Source organism: Plantibacter cousiniae (nom. nud.) (genome assembly GCF_977070315.1).
In genome coordinates this window covers 151,586-174,463 of the sequence record NZ_CDRVEU010000001.1, presented here as the reverse complement: position 1 = coordinate 174,463, position 22,878 = coordinate 151,586, and the positions used below count along the sequence as shown (strand labels likewise).

Here is a 22,878-nt window from a genome sequence, read left to right as displayed (position 1 = left end):
CCAGCCTGCGAGCGGAGCGGCATTGATCAGTACTGCTGACCCGGAATCGGCTTGAGGTTTACCTCGACACGGCGGTTCTGGGCGCGACCGTTGACGTCGGCGTTGCTGGCAATCGGTTGGTCAGGCCCTGCACCGCGCACTGACAGGTGCGATTGATCGACGCCTTGCGAAGTCAGGTAAGTCGCGACGCTCTGGGCACGCTGTTGCGACAGGTCCATGTTGTGCTGGCGGCTGCCGGTGCTGTCGGTGTACCCGACAATTTCAATGTTGTTCTGGTTGAACTGTTTGAGCGAACTGGCCAGGTTGTTGAGCGGCGAATAGAAGCTGCTGGCAATGGCCGAAGAGTCCGTCGCGAAGGTGATGTTACCCGGCATGATCAGTTTGATCTGGTCACCCTGACGCTGTACCTCGACACCAGTATTGGCCATGCTCTCGCGCAACGCAGCTTCCTGCTTGTCTGCGTAATAGCCGTAACCCGCCGATGCGGCACCCGCCACTGCAGCGCCGATCAGGGCACCCTTGCCGCGATGATTGTGATCGATGGCCGCGCCAGCGACCGCACCCGCCAATGCGCCGAGCCCGCCGTACTTGGCCGTTTTGCTCATACCACCGGAGCTTTGCGCCTGGCCTTGATTGTCATAGGGATTGGATGTTGCACAGCCGGAAAGCATGGCTACGGCGGTGGCAACAATGATCAAACGACGCGAGGTAAACATTCAGGAGCTCCTGGTTTTGACGAACGCTGGTAACCGGATTAGAGCATACCCGCTATCAAAAATTCCTTAACCCGTGCTGAACCGCCCGTCTTGCGGGCTTCTGCGCGCATCGCTCAGCGACGCTCCTCGCGAATGTAAGGTTCACCCAGCGCACCGGGCTGGCTGCTCGATTGCCGCTTGCCGCTCGCCACCCAGACCATGACCAACAGGGTGACCGCGTAGGGCGTCATCAGGACGAAATACTGAGGCAGGCGCACGCCGGTTGCCGCCAATTGCGGAATCAGTGCCTCGATCCCGCCGAACAGCAAGGCGCCAGCCAGCGCACGCCAGGGCGACCAGCGTGCAAATATCACCAGCGAAACCGCAATCCAGCCGCGCCCGCCAGTCATGTCGGCGATCCACATCTTGGTGCTGAGCACGGCAATGAAACCGCCGGCCAGCCCCATCAACGCAGAACCAACGAAAATCGCTGCCAAGCGGTAACCAAGTACGGAAATACCTGCGGCATCGGCGGCCTGCGGGTTCTCGCCGACCGCGCGCAGACGCAGCCCGGTGCGCGTACGATCCAGCAGCCAGACCACCGCGATGAAAATCACCACGGTCAGGTACACCAACGGGTTCTGCACAAAGACCCGGCCCACCACAGGCAGCTCGGACAACGGCCACAGCTCGACCGCCTGCAAGCCGCTGACCGGGCGGTTGGTCCAGCCCAGCAGCGTGCCCAGCAACCCGGTCAAGCCCTGACAAAAGAACACCAGCGCCAGCCCGGCGATCACCTGATTGATCCGCAGCACCAGCACCATCAGCGCGAACAGCAACGACACCAGACCTGCCGCCGCCATCGACGCCAGCAGCGAAAGGCCAGGCGAGCCGAGGCTCAACTGCATGCCGATGCCCGCCAGTGCGCCGACCAGCATCAGCCCTTCGACGCCCAGCGCAAGTACACCGCTGCGCTCGATGAGGATCAGGCCCAGCGCTGCCAGGGCGAACGGCACGGCAAAATCCGGTGCGCTGCCCAGCCAGTGGGAAATAAGCTCCATCAACGTTCTCCTGCCTGAATGCGCCGCAGGCGATGGCGGATGAAAAAGTCCGAGGACGCGACGCAGATCACCAGAATCGCCTGGATCAGTTGCACCATCGAAAACGGAATCTGATAGAACACCTGCAGATTGCGTCCGGCGACGAACAGCATGGCGATCAGCAGCGCGACCACGGTTGCGGCCACTGGGTTGTTGCGGGCCAGAAAAGCGATGAGAATCCCGGAAAACCCGTAGCCCTGATAGAACGACTGGGTAAGGCGCCCCTCCTGCCCCGAGGTCACGACAAAACCTGCGAGCCCCGCCAGCGCGCCCGACAGCAGCACGGTGCCGATGATCATCTTGCGCACCGGGACGCCCACGGCCCCGGCGACCTTGGGGTTGGCATCGACGAAGCGCAGGTACAACCCCGCTCGCGAAACACCAACGAACCACAGGGTCAGACCGGTGACCAGCAGCGCCAGAGGGATCGCCGCGTTATACCCGGCAAACAGGTCGGGCAGCCGCTCGAAGCTCTGGAACGCGGGAGAATAGGGAAAGTTGTCTCGCGGGTCCTTCCAACTGCCGTACACCAGGTGCAGGAGGAAATTGGCGGCGATGTAATTGAGCATCAGCGTCGAGATGATTTCGTTGACCTGCCACTTGAGCTTCAGCAGCACCGGGCCCAGGCTCCACAGCAATCCGCAGATAACGGCTGCCGCCATCATCAGCGGCAAACGCAAGGCCTCCGGCCCCACCTGAAACAGCGAGATCGCCGTAGCGCCAATCGCCCCCCAGATCATCTGGCCTTCCAGCCCCAGGTTCCAGAAACGCGCTCGAAACGCCATGCACCCGGCGAGCCCGACCATGATCATCGGCGATGCCTGAAACAGCACTGCCTTGAAGTTTTGCCCATCGAACACCGTCTGCACGACGAATTCGTTGAGCAACTCGTCAGCAGGCACGCCAGCAAGAATCAGAATGGTGGTGCAGATCGCCAGCCCGATCAGCAACGCCAGGGCAATGATCAGCGCCTGCAATAGCCAGCCGGTCTGCTGACGAAGTTCCAAGGTGTAGCGCCGCGCCAGCAACGGTTGCCGTGCGGATTTCATCGGATGTACTGATTCAGTCATGGCTCACCATCGCTTTGCCGATGGCTTGCCGGTCGGCAGGGTGCGCGAACTCGGCGACGATGCGCCCGCCGTTCATCACGCCGACACGGTCAGCCAGGGCCAATACTTCGTCCAGATCCTCGCTGATCACCAGCACCGCAGCGCCCGCGTCCCGAGCCGCTCGCAAGCGGGCATGCACCGCCTGTGTGGCACGCACATCCAGGCCCCGGCTCGGGCTGTGCACCAGCACTAATTGCGGGTCACGGCTGAATTCGCGGGCGATCACCAGTTTCTGGGCGTTGCCTCCCGACAACAACGCAGCTTTCTGATCGAGAGAGCGCACGCCCTGTACGTCGAAGTCCGCCACGGCGCGCTGCGCATCCTGTTTCAGACGCTTATAGCCCAGGCGCCAGAAAGAGCCGTATTGCCCGCTGTGGAGGTTGCCGATGGCAAAGTTCTCGGCCACCGACAGCGACCCGGCCAGCGCCGCGCCGTAGCGGTCGGCCGGGATCGAGGCAATGCGCAACTGCCGACGCTGATCGGCCGACGCGCCGCGCAGATCGCCAAACCCGGCCATGTGGATTTCACCCTCAGTGGCTTGCGGAAGCCCCATCAGGGCGTTGGCCAGTTCAGCCTGACCATTGCCGCCCACGCCTGCGATGCCGTAAATCTGCCCGGCGTGCAGGCTCAGGTTGACACCGTTGAGCGTACTGCTGCCGACGCTGCGCAAGTCCTTGACCCGCAAACGCACCTCGCCGGGTGTCGACGGTTGATGTTCGGCAACCGGCACCGATTCACCTACCGTGAGCTGCACCAGTTGCTCGACACTCACCTTCTGCGGGTCAAGGGTTTGCACGGTGCGCCCGCCACGCATCACGGTTACCCGGTCGGCATAGCGTTTGACGTCAGCCATCTTGTGCGTGACCAGAACCACCGCCGCGCCTTGTCGGGCGAATGCCTGAACAGTCAGCAGCAGACGCTCGGCCTCCTGATCGGTCAGCACTGCTGTCGGTTCATCGAGGATCAGAATCCGCGCACCGGCCAGCAACACCTTGAGGATCTCGACACGCTGCTGCTCGGCGACTGACAGGCTGTCGACGGTACGCGCCGGATCAATCGCAAAACCCAGCGCCTCGGCCTTGCCGACAATCTCCTGTTCCAGCGCACGCAGACGCTTGCGATAGCTGCCTTCGCCAGGTTGCTCGGGCAGCGCCAGGAGAATGTTCTGCGCCACCGTGAACGGTTTCACCAGCTTGAAGTGCTGGTGGACCATGCCGATCCGGTAACGGCTGGCGTCCCTCGGTCCCTGAAGCTGAACCGGGTTGTCGTCCAGCAGCAGGGTGCCGGTTTCCGGTGCGTACAGCCCGGCGGCGATGTTCATCAGTGAGGACTTGCCTGCACCGTTTTCGCCCAGCAGCGCATGCACTTCCCCCCAACAGGCGGTGAAGTCGGCATCGATCAGCGCCTTGAAGCCATCGAACGATTTGCTGATGCCGGTGAGTTGCAGCGCATTGACCTGACTCATTGCTGAGTCTTCACGCCTTCGACGAACCAGTCCATTTTCCACAGGTCCGGGTCAGACAATTGCTGACCGGCCGCCACTCGCTCCTTACCGTCACGATCGGCCAGCGGACCGCTGTAGATGATTTTCCTGCCGGCCAGCAGCTCGGCGCGCTCGGCCTCGATCTTCTTGCGGTCTGCATCGGAAATGATCGTGTCCGCAGTCAGCTTGATATCGGTACCGCCCTGCTGCATCGACAGCAGCGCGCCATTGGCAGGCGGCGTCCAGTTGCCGGCAATGATTTTCTTCAGCTCCGGCCCGAGGAAGCGATCCCAGACCCACAGCGAAGAGCAGACCGTCGCCTTGGGAGCGAACTCGCTCAGGTCACGATGGTGGCCGGTGCCATGAATGCCCCGCTCCTGTGCGACGATCTGCGGTGTCGGGCTGTCGACGTGCTGACCGACCACATCGGCACCGTTGTCGATCAGCGCCATGGTGGCCGCGCGCTCCTTGACCGGATCGTTCCATGCACCGGTATAGACCACGTTGACGGTGGCCTTCGGATTGATTTGCCGGGCGCCCAGTTCATAGGCATTGATGGTCCAGTTGACCTGGCCGAACGGGTTAGCGGCGACGAAGCCCAGCTTGCCGGTCTTCGAGGCCGCACCAGCGGCCATGCCGCACAGGTACTGGCTCTCGTAGGTACGCCCGTAAAACGATTCGAGGTTGGGCGCATTGGTGGTGCCCGAGCCATTCAGGAACGCGACTTTCGGGTATTTTTTGGCCAGTGCAAGAAAGGTGTCGGAGTAGCCGAACGCAGTGCCGACGATGATGTTGGCACCGCGTGCGATGAGGCGGTCGACCACCGGCGTAATGGCCGCGGCGTTCTCGGGCACGCTCTCGACGTACTGGATCTTGGTGTCCAGATCCTTTTCAAGCTTCACACGTGCTTCGTCGAAGGCCTGAGTCCAGCCGCCATCATTGCGCGGGCTGATATACACCATGGCGATTTTCGGCTTCCCTTCGAGGGTCAATCCTTCAGCCTGAGCGAGGCCGACCGCTCCCAACGCTACGGCCGCACACAATGTCCCGGGCAACAGTTTCTTGTACATAGACGTTTTCCTGAGGGTAATGGCCGATGAGGACCGCACACGCAGGCATTAGCAGCATCCATGCCAGTACAGGAAAAACGCTACGGAACAACGACCTGACGCCATCGAGACGAATAAAACAGATCAAATGGTCTGAATCAGAGCACTTGGTTTGTGCAGGACGTCCGAGCACTGCGCAGGCGGGGTGCGCGGGTCAGGGCCGGCGCACCCCGTTCACACCTTGCGCGGCAGGATCCCGTCCAGAACCATGCTGCGCAGGCTCGCCAGCACTTCTTCGAAAAACGCCGGATCATCCAGCGTCTTGCCGGTCACGGCCTCGACCTGAGTGCAGAAGTCGGCGTAATGCTGAGTGGTCGCCCACAGAGTGAAAATCAGGTGATGCGGGTTGATGGGGGCCAACTGGCCGCTATCGATCCAGTGCTGAATCACCGCCACCTTGGCCTGCACCGTGTCACGCAACGGGTGCTGCAACTCGCCCTGAATCAGCGGTGCGCCCTGCATCACTTCCATGCAGAACAGCCGTGATTCGGCCGGATGATCGCGGGACATCTCCAGCTTGGCCTTGATGTAGGCGCTGATCGCCTGCACCGGCTCCTTGTCGGCGGTGAAGTACACCAGCGGGCTCAGCCATACCTCGAGCAACTGGCGCAGCACGTTCAGGTACAGGTCGTCCTTGCTGCTGAAGTAATACAGCAGGTTGGTCTTGGAGACGTCCGCCAGGCTCGCGACCTGATCCAGGCTGCTGCCGTGCACGCCATAGCGGGAAAATATCTCCAGCGCCGCATCGAGAATCAGCGTGCGCTTGCCTTCCATCAGGCGCATGCGCCGCTTCAGGGATGTCGCACTGGGTTCGCGGGTCGTCTTGACCACGGTCTCCGGCTTGACCTTGCGTACGCGCTTGTTCGCCGGGTCCGCCAGGGGAGGTTTCTTGTTCACGCACATCCATCCAGTGATGCCGAAATGAGCGGGCATCTTAACGGGCGCAGCTGTTTTGTCGATACGGATTGCCTGCGCCGTCAGCCCTGCCCCATCTGCGTGCGCCCTGCACAAACCAAGTGCTCTGATTCGGACCAAATGGTCTGAAATAAACCATGAAAACTTTCAACCCTTTGAATAAAAACAACAAAATTTTCTGGCCCGCTTAATGCAAAAGGTGATCAAGAGACGATTGAAAGACGATTCAAGTGCCGCCAGTCGCCCTTGGCACGCATCGACCCACGCAGAGAGGCCTCATATGGACATTGGTATCTTCATCCCCATCGGCAATAACGGCTGGCTGATTTCCAGCAATGCTCCGCAGTACATGCCGACCTTCGAGCTGAACAAACAGATCGTGCAGAAGGCCGAGGGCTACGGCTTCGACTTTGCGCTGTCGATGATCAAATTGCGTGGCTTCGGCGGCAAGACGCAGTTCTGGGAACACAACCTGGAGTCGTTCACGCTGATGGCCGGCTTGGCCGCAGTGACCAGCCGGATCCAGCTGTTCGCCACCGTTGCCACCCTGACCATCCCGCCCGCCATTGCCGCACGCATGGCCTCGACCATCGATTCGATCTCCAATGGCCGCTTCGGGATCAACCTCGTCACCGGCTGGCAGAAGCCGGAATACGAGCAGATGGGCCTGTGGCCGGGCGACGAGTTCTTCCACACCCGCTATGAATACCTGGCCGAATACGCTCAGGTTCTGCGCGACCTGTGGGCCACCGGCAGCAGCGACTTCAAGGGCGAACATTTCAGCATGCAGGACTGCCGCGTCAGCCCTCGCCCACAGGCCGACATGAAGCTGATCTGCGCCGGTCAAAGTGAAGCGGGCATGGCGTTCTCGGCGCAATACGCTGACTACAACTTCTGCTTCGGCAAAGGCGTCAACACCCCCACGGCCTTTGCGCCAACCGCACAGAAACTGATCGAAGCCAATGAAAAGACCGGCCGCAACGTCACTTCCTGTGTGCTGTTCATGATCATCGCCGACGATACCGACGAAGCTGCACGGGCTCGCTGGGAGCACATCAAGGAGGGTGCCGATGAAGAAGCGATCGCCTGGCTGAGCGAGAAAGGTTCGGCGGATAAAAGTGCCGGTTCCAATCTGCGGCAGATGGCCGACCCGACCTCAGCGGTCAACATCAACATGGGCACGCTGGTGGGGTCGTGGGCCACAGTGGCAAGAATGCTCGACGAAGTCGCCAGTGTGCCGGGGACCCAAGGCGTGATGCTGACGTTCGATGATTTCGTCAAAGGGGTCGAAGACTTCGGCGAGAAAATCCAGCCGCTGATGACCAGTCGCAAGCACATTGCGCAACTCAAGGAGGTGGTCTGATGACGACCTCGGTAACCGTCGCAGGCGTTGACCTGCCGGACGTGCAGCCCGCCCGCGAGCTACCCGCCCGTCCCGAACCGCTGCGCATGAAACCCGGCGAAACCGCGCTGGTGGTAGTTGACATGCAGAACGCCTACGCATCGCTCGGCGGGTATCTGGACCTGGCCGGGTTCGATGTCAGCAGCACCGGGCCGGTCATCGCCAATATCAACAAGGCCTGTGCCGCCGCACGTGCGGCAGGCATTCCGGTGATCTTTTTCCAGAATGGCTGGGACCCGGCCTATGTCGAGGCCGGTGGCCCCGGCTCACCTAACTGGCACAAGTCCAACGCCCTGAAAACCATGCGCAAGCGCCCTGAACTCGAAGGGCAACTGCTGGCCAAGGGTGGTTGGGACTACCAGTTGGTCGACGAGCTGACGCCACAGCCTGGCGACATCGTGGTGCCGAAAATCCGCTACAGCGGCTTCTTCAATTCCAGCTTCGACAGCGTGCTGCGCAGCCGCGGCATTCGCAATCTGGTGTTTACCGGCATCGCCACCAATGTCTGCGTCGAGTCGACCCTGCGCGACGGTTTTCATCTGGAGTATTTCGGCGTGGTACTGGCTGACGCGACCCATCAGGCAGGCCCCGAATTCGCTCAGCAAGCCGCGCTGTTCAACATCGAAACCTTCTTTGGCTGGGTTTCCAGCGTCGATGACTTCTGCACCACTTTCAGCCCTGTCGGGCAACCTTCGTGAGGACACCAGTATGACCAAAAAAGCGATCATCCCTGCCGGCACCAGCAAACCCATCGCGCCGTTCGTTCCGGGCTCCATGGCCGACGGCGTGCTCTATGTCTCGGGCACGCTGCCGTTCGACAAGGACAACAACGTGGTACACGTCGGCGACGCCACCGCGCAGACCCGTCACGTGCTGGAAGCCATCAAAACCGTGGTCGAGACCGCGGGCGGGACGATGGACGATGTCACGTTCAACATGATCATGATTCGTGACTGGGCCGACTACGCCAAAGTCAACGAAGTGTATGCCGAGTATTTCGCGGGCGAGAAACCGGCCCGTTACTGCATCCAGTGCGGCCTGGTCAAACCCGAGGCGCTGATCGAAATCGCCAGCATCGCCCACATCGGCTGAATCGCGACTGTGGGCAGTTGACGCCCACCCGGAGAAAACCCATGTTCCATGAGTTTCATGCCTGCCAGCATGCCGATGCACCGACCCTGGTGCTCAGCTCCGGGCTGGGCGGGTCCGGTCGCTACTGGGCGGATGACCTGGCACTGCTGACCCGCGATTACCGCGTGCTCGTCTACGACCATGCCGGAACCGGACGCAGCCCTGCGGTGCTGCCGGCGGATTATTCGACCCGGCACATGGCTATCGAGTTGCTGGCCCTGCTCGACTCACTCGGTATCCAGCGTTGCCATTTCATGGGCCATGCGCTGGGCGGCCTGGTGGGTCTGGAACTGGCCCTGCTGCGTCCGGAACTGTTGCAAAGTCTGGTACTGATCAATGCCTGGAGCAGCCCGAACCCGCACAGTGCGCGCTGCTTTTCAGTGCGCAAGAAACTGCTGTTGAACAGCGGACCGGAGGCCTACGTACAGGCTCAGGCGCTGTTCCTCTACCCGGCGGACTGGATCGCCGCCAACGGCCTGCGGCTCGCCGATGACGAAGCCCACGCGCTGGCGCATTTTCCCGACACCGACAACCTGCTGCGGCGTATCCATGCCCTTGAAACCTTCGACGTGGAGGCCAATCTTGCACGCATCCACACCCCGACCCTGTTGATTGCCAACCGCGACGACATGTTGGTGCCCTGGCAGCAATCCCGGCACCTGGCCAGCGCTCTGCCGAATGCAACGCTGGCGCTGCTGGACTATGGCGGCCATGCCTCGAACATTACCGATCCACAGCCCTTCCAACGCGCCTTGTTCGATTTTCTCGGCACACAACCCTGAAAGGACTCATCTCATGACTACTTCCTCTGCAGCTCCCACCATTCTGCCTATCGCTGCTGTCAGCCAGCTGGCGTTTCGCGAGGCGATGTCCAGCCTGGCCGCCGCCGTCAACGTCATCACCACCGATGGCCCTGGCGGACGTGCCGGCTTTACCGCGACCGCCGTGTGCAGCGTGACGGATCAACCGCCGACGCTGCTGGTCTGCATCAACCGCAGTGCGTCGGTGTATGACGCCTTCATGGAAAACAGCACGTTGTGCGTCAATACGCTGGGCAACGGTCAGCAGGACTTGTCCAACCTGTTCGGCGGCAAGAGCTCACAGCAGGAACGCTTTGCCTGCGGCCAGTGGGAACCCGGAGTGACCGGCGCGCCGATCCTGGACAGTGCGAAACTGGCGCTCGACTGCAAGGTGAGCCAGTCGATCAGCGTCGGCACGCATGACATCCTGTTCTGCGAAGTCGTGGATATCAGGCATCAGAGCGGCGCAGACGCATTGGTGTACTTCGCCCGTCGCTATCATCACCTGCCGAGCGAAACGCCAGTGTCATGAAGGCTTTGCCGGCTGACTGGCGGACTTTCAGAATGGACCCACCGGAATGCACCAAATAGACATGATTTTTTGCGACACCTCCGTATACTGGCATTGTGAGATCAGGATGATCCTTGCAGTCAATGAGGTGAAGTCATGTCGGTCCATAGCGCCTGCATCCTGCTGATACCCGCCAGCAGCCCATCGTATGCTCGTCGCGCTTACCCGCCGCCTGGCATGCCTATGCACGCGGGTGGCTGAGCATGCTGAAGAAAATACCTGTGGCTGAGCTTGCCCTGGGCATGTACATCCACAAAATCTGCCGCCGCTGGACCAATGATCCATTCTGGATAGGCCTGGTCGAAGTCATGCTCGATGACATTGAAGTGCTCAGGCGCATCCAGCAATCGGGCACCCAGGAAGTCTGGATCGAAACCGGCAAAAGCCGTGTACTGGCACCCGGGCCCTCGGCCGCCTCGACAGCGCCATCGGCCAGCGACGATACGACTCCGACCAGTCTCGAAAAGGAAGTTCTACGCGCCAGGGTGATCTGTGGACGGGCCAGAGATGCGGTCATGTCCATGTTTACCGAAGCGCGCATGGGCCGGGCCATGGATGTCGGCAATGTGCAGTTGCTGGTGGAAGAAATCTCCAACTCGATCCTGCGCCATCCGCACGCGCTGATCAGCCTGTCACGCCTGAAGACATCCGACGAATACACCTACATGCACTCGGTGGCGGTCTGCGCGTTGATGGTTGCGCTGGCCAAACGCATGGGCATGCCTGACGATCAGGTCCGTGAGGCCGGTGTGGCCGGGCTGATGCACGATGTCGGCAAAATGATGATCGCCCCGGCGGTGCTCAACAAACCGGGCCGCCTGACCCGCGATGAATTCGAGATCATGAAGGCCCACCCCGAGCTGGGTGTGAAGATCCTCATGGAGACGCAGCCCGTGGCAGCATCGGTGATTGACGTCTGCCTGCATCACCACGAAAAGGTCGACGGGTCGGGCTACCCGCATGGCCTGAAAGGCGACCAGATCAGCATCTTCGCGCACATGGGCGCGGTCTGCGATGTGTATGACGCGATTACTTCCGATCGCCCTTACAAAAAGGGCTGGGGCGTTGCCCATTCGATTCGCGAAATGGCCTCGTGGAAAGGGCATTTTGACGATGTGGTGTTTCAAAGCTTCGTCAAGACCGTGGGTATTTACCCGATCGGCACACTGGTACGCCTGGAGAGCGGGCGCCTCGGCGTGGTGGTCGAACAAGGTCAGGCATCGCTGCTGAAACCGAAAGTGAAGGTGTTCATGTCGGCGCGCACCGGCAAGACGTTCGCCGCGCAAGTCATCGACCTGACTTGCCCTTCCGACCCGGACGGGATCGTCAGAATCGAAAAACCCACCGACTGGGGGCTGGAAGAAGTCGATACGCTGTGGGCGGGCAGCCCGGCCTGAGCGGCCCGGTGAACGCCACCGCCGTCAACCCAGCAAGCCCAGCGTCTTGGCCCTCGCCACCGCTTGAGTACGACGCTCGACCCCCAGCTTGCTGTTGATATGACTGGCGTGGGTCTTGACGGTGTGCAGAGAGATGAACAGCTGCTCGCTGATCTCCTGATTGGAGCAGCCCTGTGCAATCAGTTGCAGCACTCCCAGTTCACGCACGCTGAGGCAATCGCCGCCATGTGCCGGCTCGTGCAACGGCGTGCAACAGACCGGGAGTTTTTCCAGCAGCGCAGCTCGAACCCGACAGGGTGGCAGTTGCAGCAGTTGCTCATGCAGCCACTGGGGGTGCTCGGCAATCAGCGCCTTGAACGGTATCAGTGCGCCGCCGGACGCTGCGGGCAGGCTGCGCAGCAACAATTCCCGCGCCTCATCGCGTCGCGCCTGGCTCAGCAGCAGGCCGATCTGCTGGGTCATGGCGATCAGTCCCAGCAGTTTCGCCCCCACCTCCTGAACGCGCAGCTCAAGCGCCCGCAAGCGCCGCTCGCAGGCAACGCCGTCACCCTGTAGTCGTTCGAGTACGGCACGCTGCAACTCGATGTGTTGCGGCAATTGTGGATGGCATTCGGGGGCCGCAGCGCCGAGACCGCCGTTGTAGGTTTGCGTCAGGCGCAGCAGCCACGGTTCGGCAAGGTCCATGCGCCCCTGCAACAGCCACAGCTCGCATTTGACCAGGGTAATCATCGCCAGGTAGTAGATCGGCGGCACGTCCCAGATGTGCATCAGACGTTCGGCCTCGGCAAGCTCGGCGAAGGCTTCGGCAAAGCGGCCGGCGCAGCCTTCCATGGTGGCGATCACGCAATGACCGATCAGCACGCTGATGTCGCGACAGGCGCGCGCCTCGGCCAGGCCGGCCAGTAATAACACCCGCCCCTCGTCCACCTGCAGGCGCAGGGTCAGCAAGTAGCCTTCATACAGCGTCAGACGCGCGCGGACCGCGTACAGCCGAACGGTGGACAAGCCTTTGAGGCGTTGCTGCCCCTGCCGTACTTCCTCGAGCGCGCGCAGAATCTCGCCCCGTGCGTGCAGGACTCGGGCGCGGTCGTAATGCGCCAGCGCCTCGAACAACGGATTGGCGACCCGCTGAGCCAGCTCCAGCGCATCACGATTCAACACGCGGGCGCGCCACAGATCACCGTTGGCAACCGCGAGGTTGGCCAGTGTCGACAGGCACACCAGCCGCTGCCCATAGCGTTTTTCCGGCAGGCTCAGCAGGGCTTCGGTGCAATAGCGCTGAGTCTTTTCGCTGTCTCCACGGCCACGGGCGATGATGCCGCTGAGCGCCAGCCACTGGGCGAGCATGGATTTCTGAGCCGTGGCCGAGGGCGCCGGCAGAAACCGGCTCAGTTGATTGGCCAGTTCTTCGGCGGCATCCAGCTGGCAGGCCAGCCCCAGCGCCCAGGCGTAGAGCACGATCAGGCGTGGCGTGCTGGTCAGCAGGTCATCCGGCAAATCCATCTTCCAGCGCAGCAGCATGCCGACGTTCTGTTCGGCCAGCAGTTGCTCTTCCGAGAGGTTCTGCACCAGATTGGCCGCCACATCCAGATGCCCGGCGCGTAACGCCTGCTCGACCGCTTCGTCCAGTTGGCCCTGAGCGCTGAACCAGCGGCAGGCATTGAGGTGCAGACGGGTCGGTGGTGCACCGGCCGCCTGACGCGCGCGCAACAGATCGGAAAACAGATGGTGATAGCGAAACCAATGGCCCTGCTCGTCCAGCGGCACCAGAAAAACCTGATGCGCCTGCAGATAACCCAGCATCTCAACACTGTCATGGCTGTCCCGCGCGGCGTCGCACAGCTCGGCGCAAAAGCGTTCCAGGCAGGCGGTGTCATAGAGAAACGCCTGAACATCGGCAGGCAGGCAGTCGATCACTTCTTCAAGCAGGTACTCACGAATCAGCACCTCACTGCCGCGCAGCGCCTGGGACAAGGCGCTTTCGTCGCCGGCTTCGGATGCCGCCAGCAACCAGAAGCGTAGCCCGGCGACCCAGCCTTCGCTGCGCTGAATCAGGCTTTGCAACGCCTCGCTGTCGAGCGACCCGCAGTGCCGCTCCAGCACTGCCATGGATTCGGCGTGCGTGAGGCGCAGGTCCTGTTCGTTGATTTCCAGCAACTGCCGCGTCAGACGCAAGCGTGCCAGATGCCAGTCCGGGCGCTGTCGGCTGGTCACCATCACCACCAGCCCGGCCGGCAGATGATTGAGAAGGAACTGCAGGCAGCGATCGAGTACCGGTCCCTGGGCCAGATGATAGTCATCGAGCACCAGCAGCAGCGGCTTGCTCAGTATCAGGTGCATGGCCAATTCGTCGAGCAGGCCGTCGAGCCACTCCTCGAAGGCAAAGGGCTGGTGGCGCTGGCGCATCTTCAGCAGGCTCATCGCCTGCACGCCCAGTTGCGGGAAGAACTGTTGAAGGCTGGCCAGCAAACGCTCGAGAAAACGGCCCGGGTCGCTGTCCCGCGCGCTCAGACCCAGCCATACGTTTTGCCAGTTGTCCGGCAACCCCTGACAGAACTCGACAGCCAGCGAACTCTTGCCGAACCCGGCCGGGGCGCAGATCAGCAGCAGTCGGCCGCCAAGCCCCGCATCGAGACGCTGACACAGGCGCGCACGGGGAACATAACCCTCAGGCAGAGGTGGACGGAAAAATCGTCCTTCCAACGCAGGAATCGCGCCGTCTGCAAACCCTTGCATTCGGGACAGATCAGTCATGGCCGGCTCGTGTAGGAATCGTTGTTTCGGCATCGCGGTGTTCGGAGACTAGCGGGTAAATCGCTACTTTTGAAAGGCCATCACCGAAAAGACTGTAACAAAATTCCTACAGCTTATAAGGCCGCGTTCCACAACTGAAAAAGCCCCGGTCAAGGGGCTTTTCAGGCGCACAAGGCAGGCGCTGCGCTACAGCGTGTATCGATCAGGTATCAACGAACCCCTTCCTGACGCAACGCGTTGGGGGTGAAGTCGCTGGTGCCGGCCGTGAAGCCGAACTCGTAGGCTTTCTTCTCTTCGTTCTTCATGCCCAGCGCCACGTAGCGACCCGATTGCAGGTCGTACAGTGTTTCTACCGCGTACCACGGCACTTGCTTGTCGTAGTAGTTTTCCGAGTGTGCCTCGGCCACGCGCCACAACTGACCACGCCCGTCGTAATGGTCGATGACGGCAGCCTGCCAGGTGTCTTCATCGATGAAGAAGTCACGCTTGGCATAGATATGACGCTGCCCTTCCTTGAGGGTAGCGGTCACGTGCCAGACGCGGCGCAGTTCGTAACGGGTCAGGTCCTGGTTGATATGGCCGGCCTTGATGATGTCGGCGTACTTGAGCGTCGGATCGTCCAGCTTGTGGCTGTTGGCGGCGATGTACATTTCCTGCTTGCCGATCAGTTTCCAGTCATAGCGATCCGGCGCACCGTTGTACATGTCGAGGTTGTCGGACGTGCGCAGCCCGTCGGACGCGGTGCCCGGCCCGTCATAGGACACCTGCGGCGCACGCCGGACGCGGCGTTGACCGGCGTTGTACAGCCAGGCCGAACGCGGCTCCTTCACCTGATCGAGGGTTTCATGCACCAGCAGCACGCCACCGGCCAGACGCGCCGGGGCGGTGACTTCCTGCTTGAAGTAGAACAGCACGTTGCCCGGATTTTTCGGGTCGAAATCCCTCATCTTGTCGCGAAACACGAACTGATCGGAGAAATACACCAGGCTGTAGGAGCCGTTGGGCTGTGGCGTGGCCTGGGTGACCAGACGCTTGACGCTGCCGCCCCGGTAGCGGGTGATGTGGTTCCAGATGACCTCGACACCGCTGGCCGGGATCGGGAACGGGATGGCCGTGTCGAAGTTTTCCAGACCACTGCCGCCGCCGACCAGCTTGGTGGTGGTGGCATTCTTTTTGATCGCGGCGAACACGTCATCCGGCACGGTGGCACCGCGATGGGTCGGGTACACCGGAATCCGGTAGCTGTCCGGGTAACGCTTGAACATCGCGTATTGGCCCGGCGCCAGCTTGTCCTTGTACTGCTCGACATTGGCCGCAGTGATGATGAACAGCGGTTTTTCACTGGCATACGGGTTGGCAAGGAAACCCTTGCTGTCCACCGCCCCGGCGTTTTTCGGCATCGGGCTCCAGGCTGGAATGGTGTTGGCCGCATTACCGGCCTTTTCCGCGCCCATCGGCGTCAGCGAGGTGCCCAGCTTTGCCGCTTCGGACTCGGATACCGCAGCCATCACCCCTGTCGCCAGCAGCGACAGACCCAGAACCCCGGCTTGCAACAGACTTTTTGTTATTTTCATGTTCATCGTCATCCTGAAAACCATGTTCTTAGAAGTTCATGCCGAAGCTGAGCGCCACGAAGTCCCGGTCATCGACCGTGGTGTACTTGCCATCAAAGAAGTTGGTGTAGGAAAGATTCGCGGTGTAGGTGTTCTGGTACTCGGCATCGAGCCCCAGGCTGACGGCCTTGCGCCCCTCTTCGAAGTTGCCGCCAGGGCCGGGTGAATAACCTTTGACGTCATGCGACCAGGCCACGCTCGGCTTGAGGTTGACCCCGGCAAACACGCTGTTGTAATCCCAGATGGCACGCGCGCGGTAGCCCCAGGAGTTGGCAGTGGTAAAGCCGTCGTCTTCGCAATAGCGGGTCAGGTTGTTCTGCTCGGCACCGGTCAGCGTGCCGGCGTTCAGCGTTGCGCATTGACCGCCAGGCAGCGGCCCAGGGCCATACACCGGATCGCGTCCGTAACGGATTTTGGAGGTGCTTTCGAGCCCGCCCACGTGCGTCCAACCCACTTCACCGACCACCGTCAGACGCTCTGCGCCCATGACCTGATCGAAGAACTGGGTAAATGTGGTCTGCATCTGGGTGATTTCTTTGCGGCGATAACCGGCTTGATCCGTATTCGGCTGACCGCTGAGCAGCGACACGTTGGGGTTGAGCGGCGAAATGCCCGAATAGAGGATGTCGGTGGTGTTGACCTGAATCGGTGCGTTGGGGCGGTAGCTGATCTCACCGCTCCACGCCGTGCCGGTGGGCAGCGTGGTCGAGAAGCTCAGGCCGTACAGGCGAATGTCTTCGGGGTACTCAACGTAGTAACTGGAGTTGCCCGCCACCACCACCGGCAGCAGGCTGGGGGCCAGCGCGGCGGCCGTGCTGGCAGGAATGCCGTTGCGAACCAGCGAACCGACCAGCCCTTGCGGACTGAACGAAGCGGCCGAGCCGCCGCGCCCGCTGAAAATCGGTGCACGGCTGTGGTAATTCATCATGTACGCGCCGAACTCGGTATCCAGCGGTTCGAAGTTGTAACGCAAGGCGAAACCGAACTGGCCGCTGTCGCGCGCATCGCGGTCAGGGCCTCGACGCACCACCGCGCCCTCATCCGGGTTGCCGAACACCACGCCCTGCTGCGACAGCGAATTGAACACCGCACCGCGCGCGCCGGCTGGCAAACCGGCCGCCGTCAGCGAGCTGTTCAGGCCGCTGCGGCTGCGCAAGACCGCCAGGTTGTTGTTGCAGCCATCGGCAATCACATCGGGTTGCGAGAAGAAGGTGCCGCAGTTGTCGACGACCGTCTGATCCCATTCCAGCTGGTAGAAACCTTCGGCAGACAGGTTGTCGGTCAGGCTCTGGGACAGGTAGAACATGTTGACCGGAATCAGGCCTTCCTTGATTTCCGAACCGGGCCGCCGGAACGCCGAGACATCGATCGGGTTGACGCTGTTGATGCCGCCCTGAATGAAGGTACTTTCACCCCAACTGATGACCTGCTTGCCGAAGCGCACCGCGCCGGGCTGATCGGCAATCGAATAGTTGTGATAGACGAAGGCGTCGAGCAGCTGGAACCCGGACGACTTGGCGCCCTCTTTGCGGCCCGAGTCGCTGATGTCCTTGAACTCGCGGTTTTCATCCTTGAGTTCGAAGTCGTACCAGTATTTGCCGCGCAGGAAAACGCCGGTGTCGCCGTATTTCAATTCCAGATCATGAATGCCCTTGAAGATCTTCGAAAACGTCTCCCCACGCTTGAAGTTCAAGTGACCGTCATCGGACGTCTGCGACAGACCACGCCCACCGTTGTTGGCGCCGATCAGGTTCTTGTTGGGATTGGCAGTCGACCAGCTCGCGCCCACCGACAGCGAGGAGTCGAAACTGCCTTCGATCTCGCCAACGTTAAAGGTCACGGCAAAGGCCGGGCTGGCGAGCGATGAGGCAAGGCTGACAGCCAGAGGCAGCCTGGCCCGACGCCAGAAGGGGGATGTGCTTGTCATCGACGCTACTCCTTGTGTTTTATTGTTATGGCGGTGGGGAAATCCAGAAACGAATCAGTCATCGAATCAACACACACGCCAGGTCCGCTCTTGCCATTCCCGGTGCTGACTATAGCCAGCACACTCTGACGCTAGATCCCTCTAAAGTGTGATTTGCACGACCAACGCCTCTGGACCGCCCGTTTCCGGGAGGCCGCCAAAAAACATGTGGCGGGGAGGATGGCGTAATTTGCAAATTTGGCAAGTCACAGAGCAGGACCTGCAGCGCAGACACGTGCCGTCGCCGACGGATACGGCACGCCCGAGGTGTCAGAGGGTCGACAGAAAGGCACTGTTGCTGCTTTGCCACTCCACGATGTCCAGGCGCATGCGTTTCTTGTCCAGCTTGCCGACGCTGGTCTTGGGAATTTCGGTAACAAGCGCGATCTGGCTGGGAATGGCCCACTTATTGATATGACCTTGCTCGACAAACGGCTTGAGGTGTTCCTTCAAACCCTTGGCGTCGAGCTGGTGGCCATCGCGAATCACCAGCAAGGCAAACGGCCGCTCTCCCCATTGCGGATCGGCGATGCCGACCACTGCCACCTCGCGCACTGCCGGGTGGCGACTGCACAAGTCTTCGAGCTCCAGCGAGGAAACCCATTCGCCACCGGTCTTGATCACGTCCTTGATACGGTCGCGAATGTCGATGAACCCCATGCCGTCCAGCGTCGCCACATCGCCGGTGTGCAGCCAGCCGCCCGCCCACAACTCGGCACCTTTTTCGGGCTCGCGAAAGTAGCTTCCGGTCAGCCAGGGCGCACGCAAAACCAGCTCGCCTTGGGTTTCGCCGTCGGCCGGGAGGAAGTTGCCCTGTTGATCGATGATGGCGGCCTCCACCAGCATCCCCGGCACGCCGGCCTTGATCCGGTAGGTGATGCGCTCGTCTTCACTGCCCGCTTTCAACTCCTCGTTGATGTGCGCTACGGATATGAGCGGTCCGGTTTCGGACATGCCGTACGCGGCAGTGAGCTGGATACCCTTGGATTTGGCGGCCTGATACAGGCTGCGGGTCAGGGAGCTGCCGCCAATGATGATCTTCCAGCCGCGGAAATCGACATCCTGGGCAGACTTGGCGTTCAGGAGCATTTGCAGGATGGTCGGCACGCAATGAGAGAAGGTGACTTTCTCCCTGCGCCAGAGCTCTACCAGCAACTCGGGATCGTAGCGGCCGGGGTACACCTGCTTCAGACCAAGCATGGTTGCGGCATAGGGAATGCCCCAAGCGTGCACGTGAAACATCGGCGTGATCGGCATGTAGACGTCATCGGTGCCGAGCAGCCGGGTGCTGTCGATACAGCCCATGATGGTCGCCACGCCCATGGTGTGCAGCACCAGTTGGCGGTGGGTGAAATACACCCCCTTGGGGTTGCCGGTGGTGCCGGTGGTGTAAAACGTGGTGGCGACCGAGTTTTCGTCGAAATCCTCGAACACGTATTCGGGGCTGGCCGCCGCCAGCAGGGTCTCGTACTCGCCCACGAGGTTGGGCAGCTCGGCGGTCTTGTCTGGCAAATCGGTCAGCAGCAGGGTCTTTTCGACCGTATTCAGATGTTCGGACATCGCCTGATACAGCCCGGTGAACTCGCTGTTCACCAGCACCAGACGGTCATCGGCGTGATTGATGGTGTAGGCGATCTGCTCGGGAGAAAGCCGCACATTGACGGTGTGGATGACCGCGCCAATCATCGGGATGGCGAACATGCACTCCAGGTAGCGGTGGCTGTCCCAGTCCATCACCGCCACGGTGTCGCCGGCTTTCACGCCCGCCGCGGTCAGTACGTTGGCCAGGCGGCAGATGCGTTCGTTGAGGGTAGCGTAGGTGTAGCGGACCGAATCACGGTAGATGATTTCGCGCGTCTTTTCATAACGACTGCCGGACAGCAGCAGGCGCTTGATCAACAGAGGGCACTGATAAGCGCCATCGGCGGGCGGAAGAACGCGAGTCTGTAACATATGAAGCCCTTTTCAAAGTCCACAGGCGTGGCTGGAAATATGGACTCTAGGGCCTCGGGCTGCCAGTGAAATCAGTAAAAGGGATGATTTGGCGAGACGCCCCGTGCTGTCTGCAAGGGGCGTCCGGGTTGCTGCATATGCTCGGTGTCAGGCGTCCTGAATTCAGGTTTCAGCGGACCTCGGTCAGCGCCAGCTTGATGCCCAGCGCGATCAGCACGCCGCCCATGGCCCGGTCGAACCAGTGCCCCATGCGCGCGAATCCTGCGCGTACCCGGGCCTGGCTGAACAGTCGCGCCACCAGACAGAACCACGCCGCCGTCGCCACCGCGAGATACACGCCGTAACCGCCCTGCACCAGCAATGGCGTATGCGGATTGATCACCACGGTGAACAGCGAGAGGAAGAACAGCGTCGCCTTGGGGTTCAGGCCATTGGTGACGAAACCGCTGATGTAGGCACCGCGCGCTGTGCGCTCGCCGGGCGTGGCCTTGATGGCGGCATCGCCCGTCGCGGCGGCCGGTTTGGCGCGCAACGCCTTGATGCCGATGTACAGCAGATAGGCAGCGGCTGCCCATTTCAGCGCGTTGAACAGCACGATGGACTGGGAAACGATAATCCCGATCCCCAGCAGCGAATAGCCCACATGCAGAAAGATCGCCGAGCCGACGCCCAACGCCGCCCAGGTCCCGGCCTTGCGCCCATGAGTCACGCTTTCACGCACCACCACCGCGAAATCCGGGCCGGGACTGGCAACCGCCAGCAAGTGAATCAGCGCAACGGTAAGAAACTCTGCCCAGTACATGTGGGACCTCCTGGAGGATTGACGTCTGACCCAGCAGATTACGCTGTCTGGTGTGTCCGCAACAGGTGCCCGCATTGATGCGACGCAGGGCTTGCTCTAGCTATCGTGCGACGCTGGAGTCTGGGGAACGATCATCGCAACTATCGTGCGACGCTCTGCGTCGCATGCCGTTCCGGACGCTCCGCGTCGTCTTGGCCCATATCCTGTTAGACTGCGCGCTTTTTCAGGAGCCATTCCATGGACCCGCGCAGTGAAGTGTTACTCCGTCAGGCCGAGCTGTTTCAGGGCTCGCTGTTGTTGGTCGGGCTGCCCGCCGATGACCTGCTCGGAAAACTGCCGGATGCCCGTGGATGGTGCTGGCACGCCGGTGATCAGGCGGCTCTGGATGCGCGTTTTGAAGGGCGTGTGGATTTCGGCGTCGAAGCGCCACAGACTGCTTTTGAAGCCGCCGTGCTGTTCCTGCCCAAGGCACGCGATCTGACCGACTACCTGCTCAATGCGCTGGCCTCGCGACTGGCCGGGCGCGAGCTGTTTCTGGTCGGCGAGAAACGTGGCGGTATCGAAGCGGCTGCCAAGCAACTGAGCCCGTTCGGTCGCGCACGCAAGCTGGACAGCGCCCGCCACTGCCAGCTGTGGCAGGTGACGGTCGAGCACGCACCGCAAGCCGTCAGCCTGGAAAACCTCGCCAAGCCCTACCAGATCGAATTGCAGGACGGCCCGCTTACCGTCGTCAGCCTGCCCGGCGTGTTCAGCCATGGCCGCCTCGACCGTGGTTCAGCCCTGTTGCTGGAAAACATCGACAAGCTGCCCAGCGGCAACCTGCTCGACTTCGGTTGTGGCGCCGGAGTGCTGGGGGCGGCGATCAAGCGTCGTTACCCGCACAACGAAGTCATCATGCTCGATGTCGATGCCTTCGCCACCGCCAGTTCGCGCCTGACCCTGGCCGCCAATGGCCTGCAAGCCCAGGTGCTGACCGGTGACGGCATCGACGCAGCACCGATGGGGTTGAACACGATTCTGAGCAACCCGCCGTTCCATGTCGGCGTTCATACCGATTACATGGCAACGGAAAACCTGCTGAGAAAAGCCCGCCAACATCTTAAATCAGGCGGCGAACTGCGCTTGGTGGCGAATAACTTCCTGCGTTATCAGCCGTTGATCGAAGAGCACGTCGGGCAGTGCGAAGTCAGGGCGCAAGGCAACGGTTTCAAAATCTACAGCGCCAAACGCCCCTGAAATAAGCACTTGCCGAAACGTTTTCGCGGAGGCAGAATCCGCTCCGTCCTAGGGGAGTAGTCTCCCACGAGCGCCATGCTCGTCCGGCACGTATCAACATACTTGGTCCTCAGACCATGGTACGTGCGACCCGGAATCCGCTCAGACGGATCGGTGGTTTGACAAGACCTATGACACGAACACCTTACCCGGGGCGGGGAGGTCGTACGTGTCATAGCCGTGTCGGCCCGCCCCTTAGGAAACCTGATGCTGGAATCATTCTTAATCCCTACCGCAGTGGTCGCACTCGCCGAAATCGGTGACAAGACGCAGTTGCTCGCGCTCATTCTCGCTGCGCGCTTTCGCAAGCCCTGGCCGATCATCGCAGGCATCGTTGCCGCAACGCTGGCCAACCATGCAGCAGCCGGCGCTGTAGGTGCCTGGTTCAGCAGTTATCTGTCAGACGCAGTGCTGCACTGGATACTCGCCGCCAGCTTTACCGCCACGGCGCTGTGGACACTGGTTCCGGACAAGATGGACGATGACGAAGCCAGCACGGCACGCAAGTTCGGCCCGTTCATGACCACGCTGATTACGTTCTTCATCGCTGAAATCGGTGACAAGACGCAGATCGCCACGGTGATGCTGGCGGCGCAGTATTCCTATTTGTGGCTGGTCATTCTGGGCACCACGGTGGGCATGCTGCTGGCCAACGTGCCGGTGGTACTGGCGGGCAATTTCGCCGCCGAGAAACTGCCGCTGACCCTGATCCGCCGACTGGCTGCCTGCGCGTTCTTCGTGCTGGCGCTGGTGGCGGTTTACAAGGCAATGCAAGTCAGCGGCTGGGTGTAATGCTGGCCCGT

General features: G+C 61.3%; 19 protein-coding genes and 1 riboswitch. Of the genes, 8 read left to right on the top strand and 11 right to left on the bottom strand.

All coding sequences use genetic code 11. From position 1 onward, the window contains the following. Positions 1-26 precede the first annotated feature (26 nt). From ACW55A_RS00805 to rutR, 6 genes are all read right to left on the bottom strand, one after another. A complete protein-coding gene (locus ACW55A_RS00805; RefSeq protein WP_003433676.1) occupies positions 27-716 on the bottom strand; it encodes a YiaD family glycine zipper/OmpA-like lipoprotein in 690 nt (229 codons plus the stop codon). 113 nt (positions 717-829) lie between these two features. Beyond that, positions 830-1,756, bottom strand: a complete 927-nt coding sequence (locus ACW55A_RS00800) for an ABC transporter permease (protein WP_096136852.1) — start codon at positions 1,754-1,756, stop codon at positions 830-832. After that, a complete protein-coding gene (locus ACW55A_RS00795) occupies positions 1,756-2,865 on the bottom strand; it encodes an ABC transporter permease (RefSeq protein WP_042930348.1) in 1,110 nt (369 codons plus the stop codon). Before ACW55A_RS00795 ends, ACW55A_RS00800 begins: the two co-directional genes overlap by 1 nt. Beyond that, positions 2,858-4,369, bottom strand: a complete 1,512-nt coding sequence (locus ACW55A_RS00790; RefSeq protein ID WP_498810305.1) for an ABC transporter ATP-binding protein — start codon at positions 4,367-4,369, stop codon at positions 2,858-2,860. The genes ACW55A_RS00795 and ACW55A_RS00790 overlap by 8 nt, the downstream gene beginning before the upstream one ends. Then, the gene (locus tag ACW55A_RS00785) at positions 4,366-5,457 is read right to left on the bottom strand and encodes a BMP family ABC transporter substrate-binding protein (protein WP_003365515.1); all 1,092 of its coding nucleotides are present in this window, start codon (positions 5,455-5,457) and stop codon (positions 4,366-4,368) included. Before ACW55A_RS00785 ends, ACW55A_RS00790 begins: the two co-directional genes overlap by 4 nt. Before the next feature lie 213 nt (positions 5,458-5,670). Beyond that, the gene (rutR, locus tag ACW55A_RS00780; protein WP_499140184.1) at positions 5,671-6,393 is read right to left on the bottom strand and encodes a pyrimidine utilization regulatory protein R; all 723 of its coding nucleotides are present in this window, start codon (positions 6,391-6,393) and stop codon (positions 5,671-5,673) included. A 298-nt stretch (positions 6,394-6,691) separates the two neighbouring features. On the opposite strand from rutR, the gene rutA reads away from it, so the two are divergent. The 6 genes from rutA to ACW55A_RS00750 all read left to right on the top strand — a co-directional run bounded on the left by rutA (position 6,692) and on the right by ACW55A_RS00750 (position 11,712). Next, the gene (rutA, locus tag ACW55A_RS00775) at positions 6,692-7,774 is read left to right on the top strand and encodes a pyrimidine utilization protein A (protein ID WP_044309916.1); all 1,083 of its coding nucleotides are present in this window, start codon (positions 6,692-6,694) and stop codon (positions 7,772-7,774) included. Beyond that, positions 7,774-8,511, top strand: a complete 738-nt coding sequence (rutB, locus tag ACW55A_RS00770; RefSeq protein WP_044309915.1) for a pyrimidine utilization protein B — start codon at positions 7,774-7,776, stop codon at positions 8,509-8,511. The genes rutA and rutB overlap by 1 nt, the downstream gene beginning before the upstream one ends. A 10-nt stretch (positions 8,512-8,521) precedes the next feature. Continuing rightward, the gene (gene rutC / locus ACW55A_RS00765; RefSeq protein ID WP_003365523.1) at positions 8,522-8,905 is read left to right on the top strand and encodes a pyrimidine utilization protein C; all 384 of its coding nucleotides are present in this window, start codon (positions 8,522-8,524) and stop codon (positions 8,903-8,905) included. A 41-nt stretch (positions 8,906-8,946) separates the two neighbouring features. After that, a complete protein-coding gene (gene rutD, locus ACW55A_RS00760) occupies positions 8,947-9,726 on the top strand; it encodes a pyrimidine utilization protein D (protein ID WP_455807896.1) in 780 nt (259 codons plus the stop codon). 13 nt (positions 9,727-9,739) lie between these two features. Beyond that, on the top strand, positions 9,740-10,276 hold the full coding sequence (gene rutF, locus ACW55A_RS00755) for an NADH-dependent FMN reductase RutF (protein WP_455807897.1): 537 nt from the start codon (positions 9,740-9,742) through the stop codon (positions 10,274-10,276). Positions 10,277-10,518: 242 nt separating this feature from the next. Next, complete coding sequence (locus ACW55A_RS00750) at positions 10,519-11,712, top strand: HD-GYP domain-containing protein (protein ID WP_498810302.1); 1,194 nt, start codon at positions 10,519-10,521, stop codon at positions 11,710-11,712. Positions 11,713-11,736: 24 nt separating this feature from the next. Here ACW55A_RS00750 and ACW55A_RS00745 read toward each other — a convergent pair whose 3' ends face one another. From ACW55A_RS00745 to ACW55A_RS00725, 5 genes are all read right to left on the bottom strand, one after another. Beyond that, a complete protein-coding gene (locus ACW55A_RS00745) occupies positions 11,737-14,466 on the bottom strand; it encodes a winged helix-turn-helix domain-containing protein (RefSeq protein WP_455807898.1) in 2,730 nt (909 codons plus the stop codon). Positions 14,467-14,675: 209 nt separating this feature from the next. Next, positions 14,676-16,040, bottom strand: a complete 1,365-nt coding sequence (locus ACW55A_RS00740; protein WP_003365535.1) for a DUF1329 domain-containing protein — start codon at positions 16,038-16,040, stop codon at positions 14,676-14,678. Between the two features lie 28 nt (positions 16,041-16,068). Beyond that, on the bottom strand, positions 16,069-18,006 hold the full coding sequence (locus ACW55A_RS00735; protein WP_003365537.1) for a DUF1302 domain-containing protein: 1,938 nt from the start codon (positions 18,004-18,006) through the stop codon (positions 16,069-16,071). A 309-nt stretch (positions 18,007-18,315) separates the two neighbouring features. Continuing rightward, on the bottom strand, positions 18,316-19,998 hold the full coding sequence (locus ACW55A_RS00730) for a fatty acid--CoA ligase (RefSeq protein ID WP_003433695.1): 1,683 nt from the start codon (positions 19,996-19,998) through the stop codon (positions 18,316-18,318). 169 nt (positions 19,999-20,167) lie between these two features. Next, entirely contained in the window at positions 20,168-20,800 is a 633-nt protein-coding gene (locus tag ACW55A_RS00725) for a LysE family translocator (RefSeq protein WP_003433697.1), read from the bottom strand. 237 nt (positions 20,801-21,037) lie between these two features. On the opposite strand from ACW55A_RS00725, the gene ACW55A_RS00720 reads away from it, so the two are divergent. After that, on the top strand, positions 21,038-22,036 hold the full coding sequence (locus ACW55A_RS00720) for a methyltransferase (RefSeq protein ID WP_455807900.1): 999 nt from the start codon (positions 21,038-21,040) through the stop codon (positions 22,034-22,036). Positions 22,037-22,074: 38 nt separating this feature from the next. Further along, a riboswitch (yybP-ykoY riboswitch) is annotated at positions 22,075-22,213 on the top strand. A 69-nt stretch (positions 22,214-22,282) separates the two neighbouring features. Beyond that, positions 22,283-22,867, top strand: coding sequence for a TMEM165/GDT1 family protein (locus ACW55A_RS00715; protein WP_003365548.1), 585 nt, complete (start codon positions 22,283-22,285; stop codon positions 22,865-22,867). Positions 22,868-22,878 lie beyond the last annotated feature (11 nt).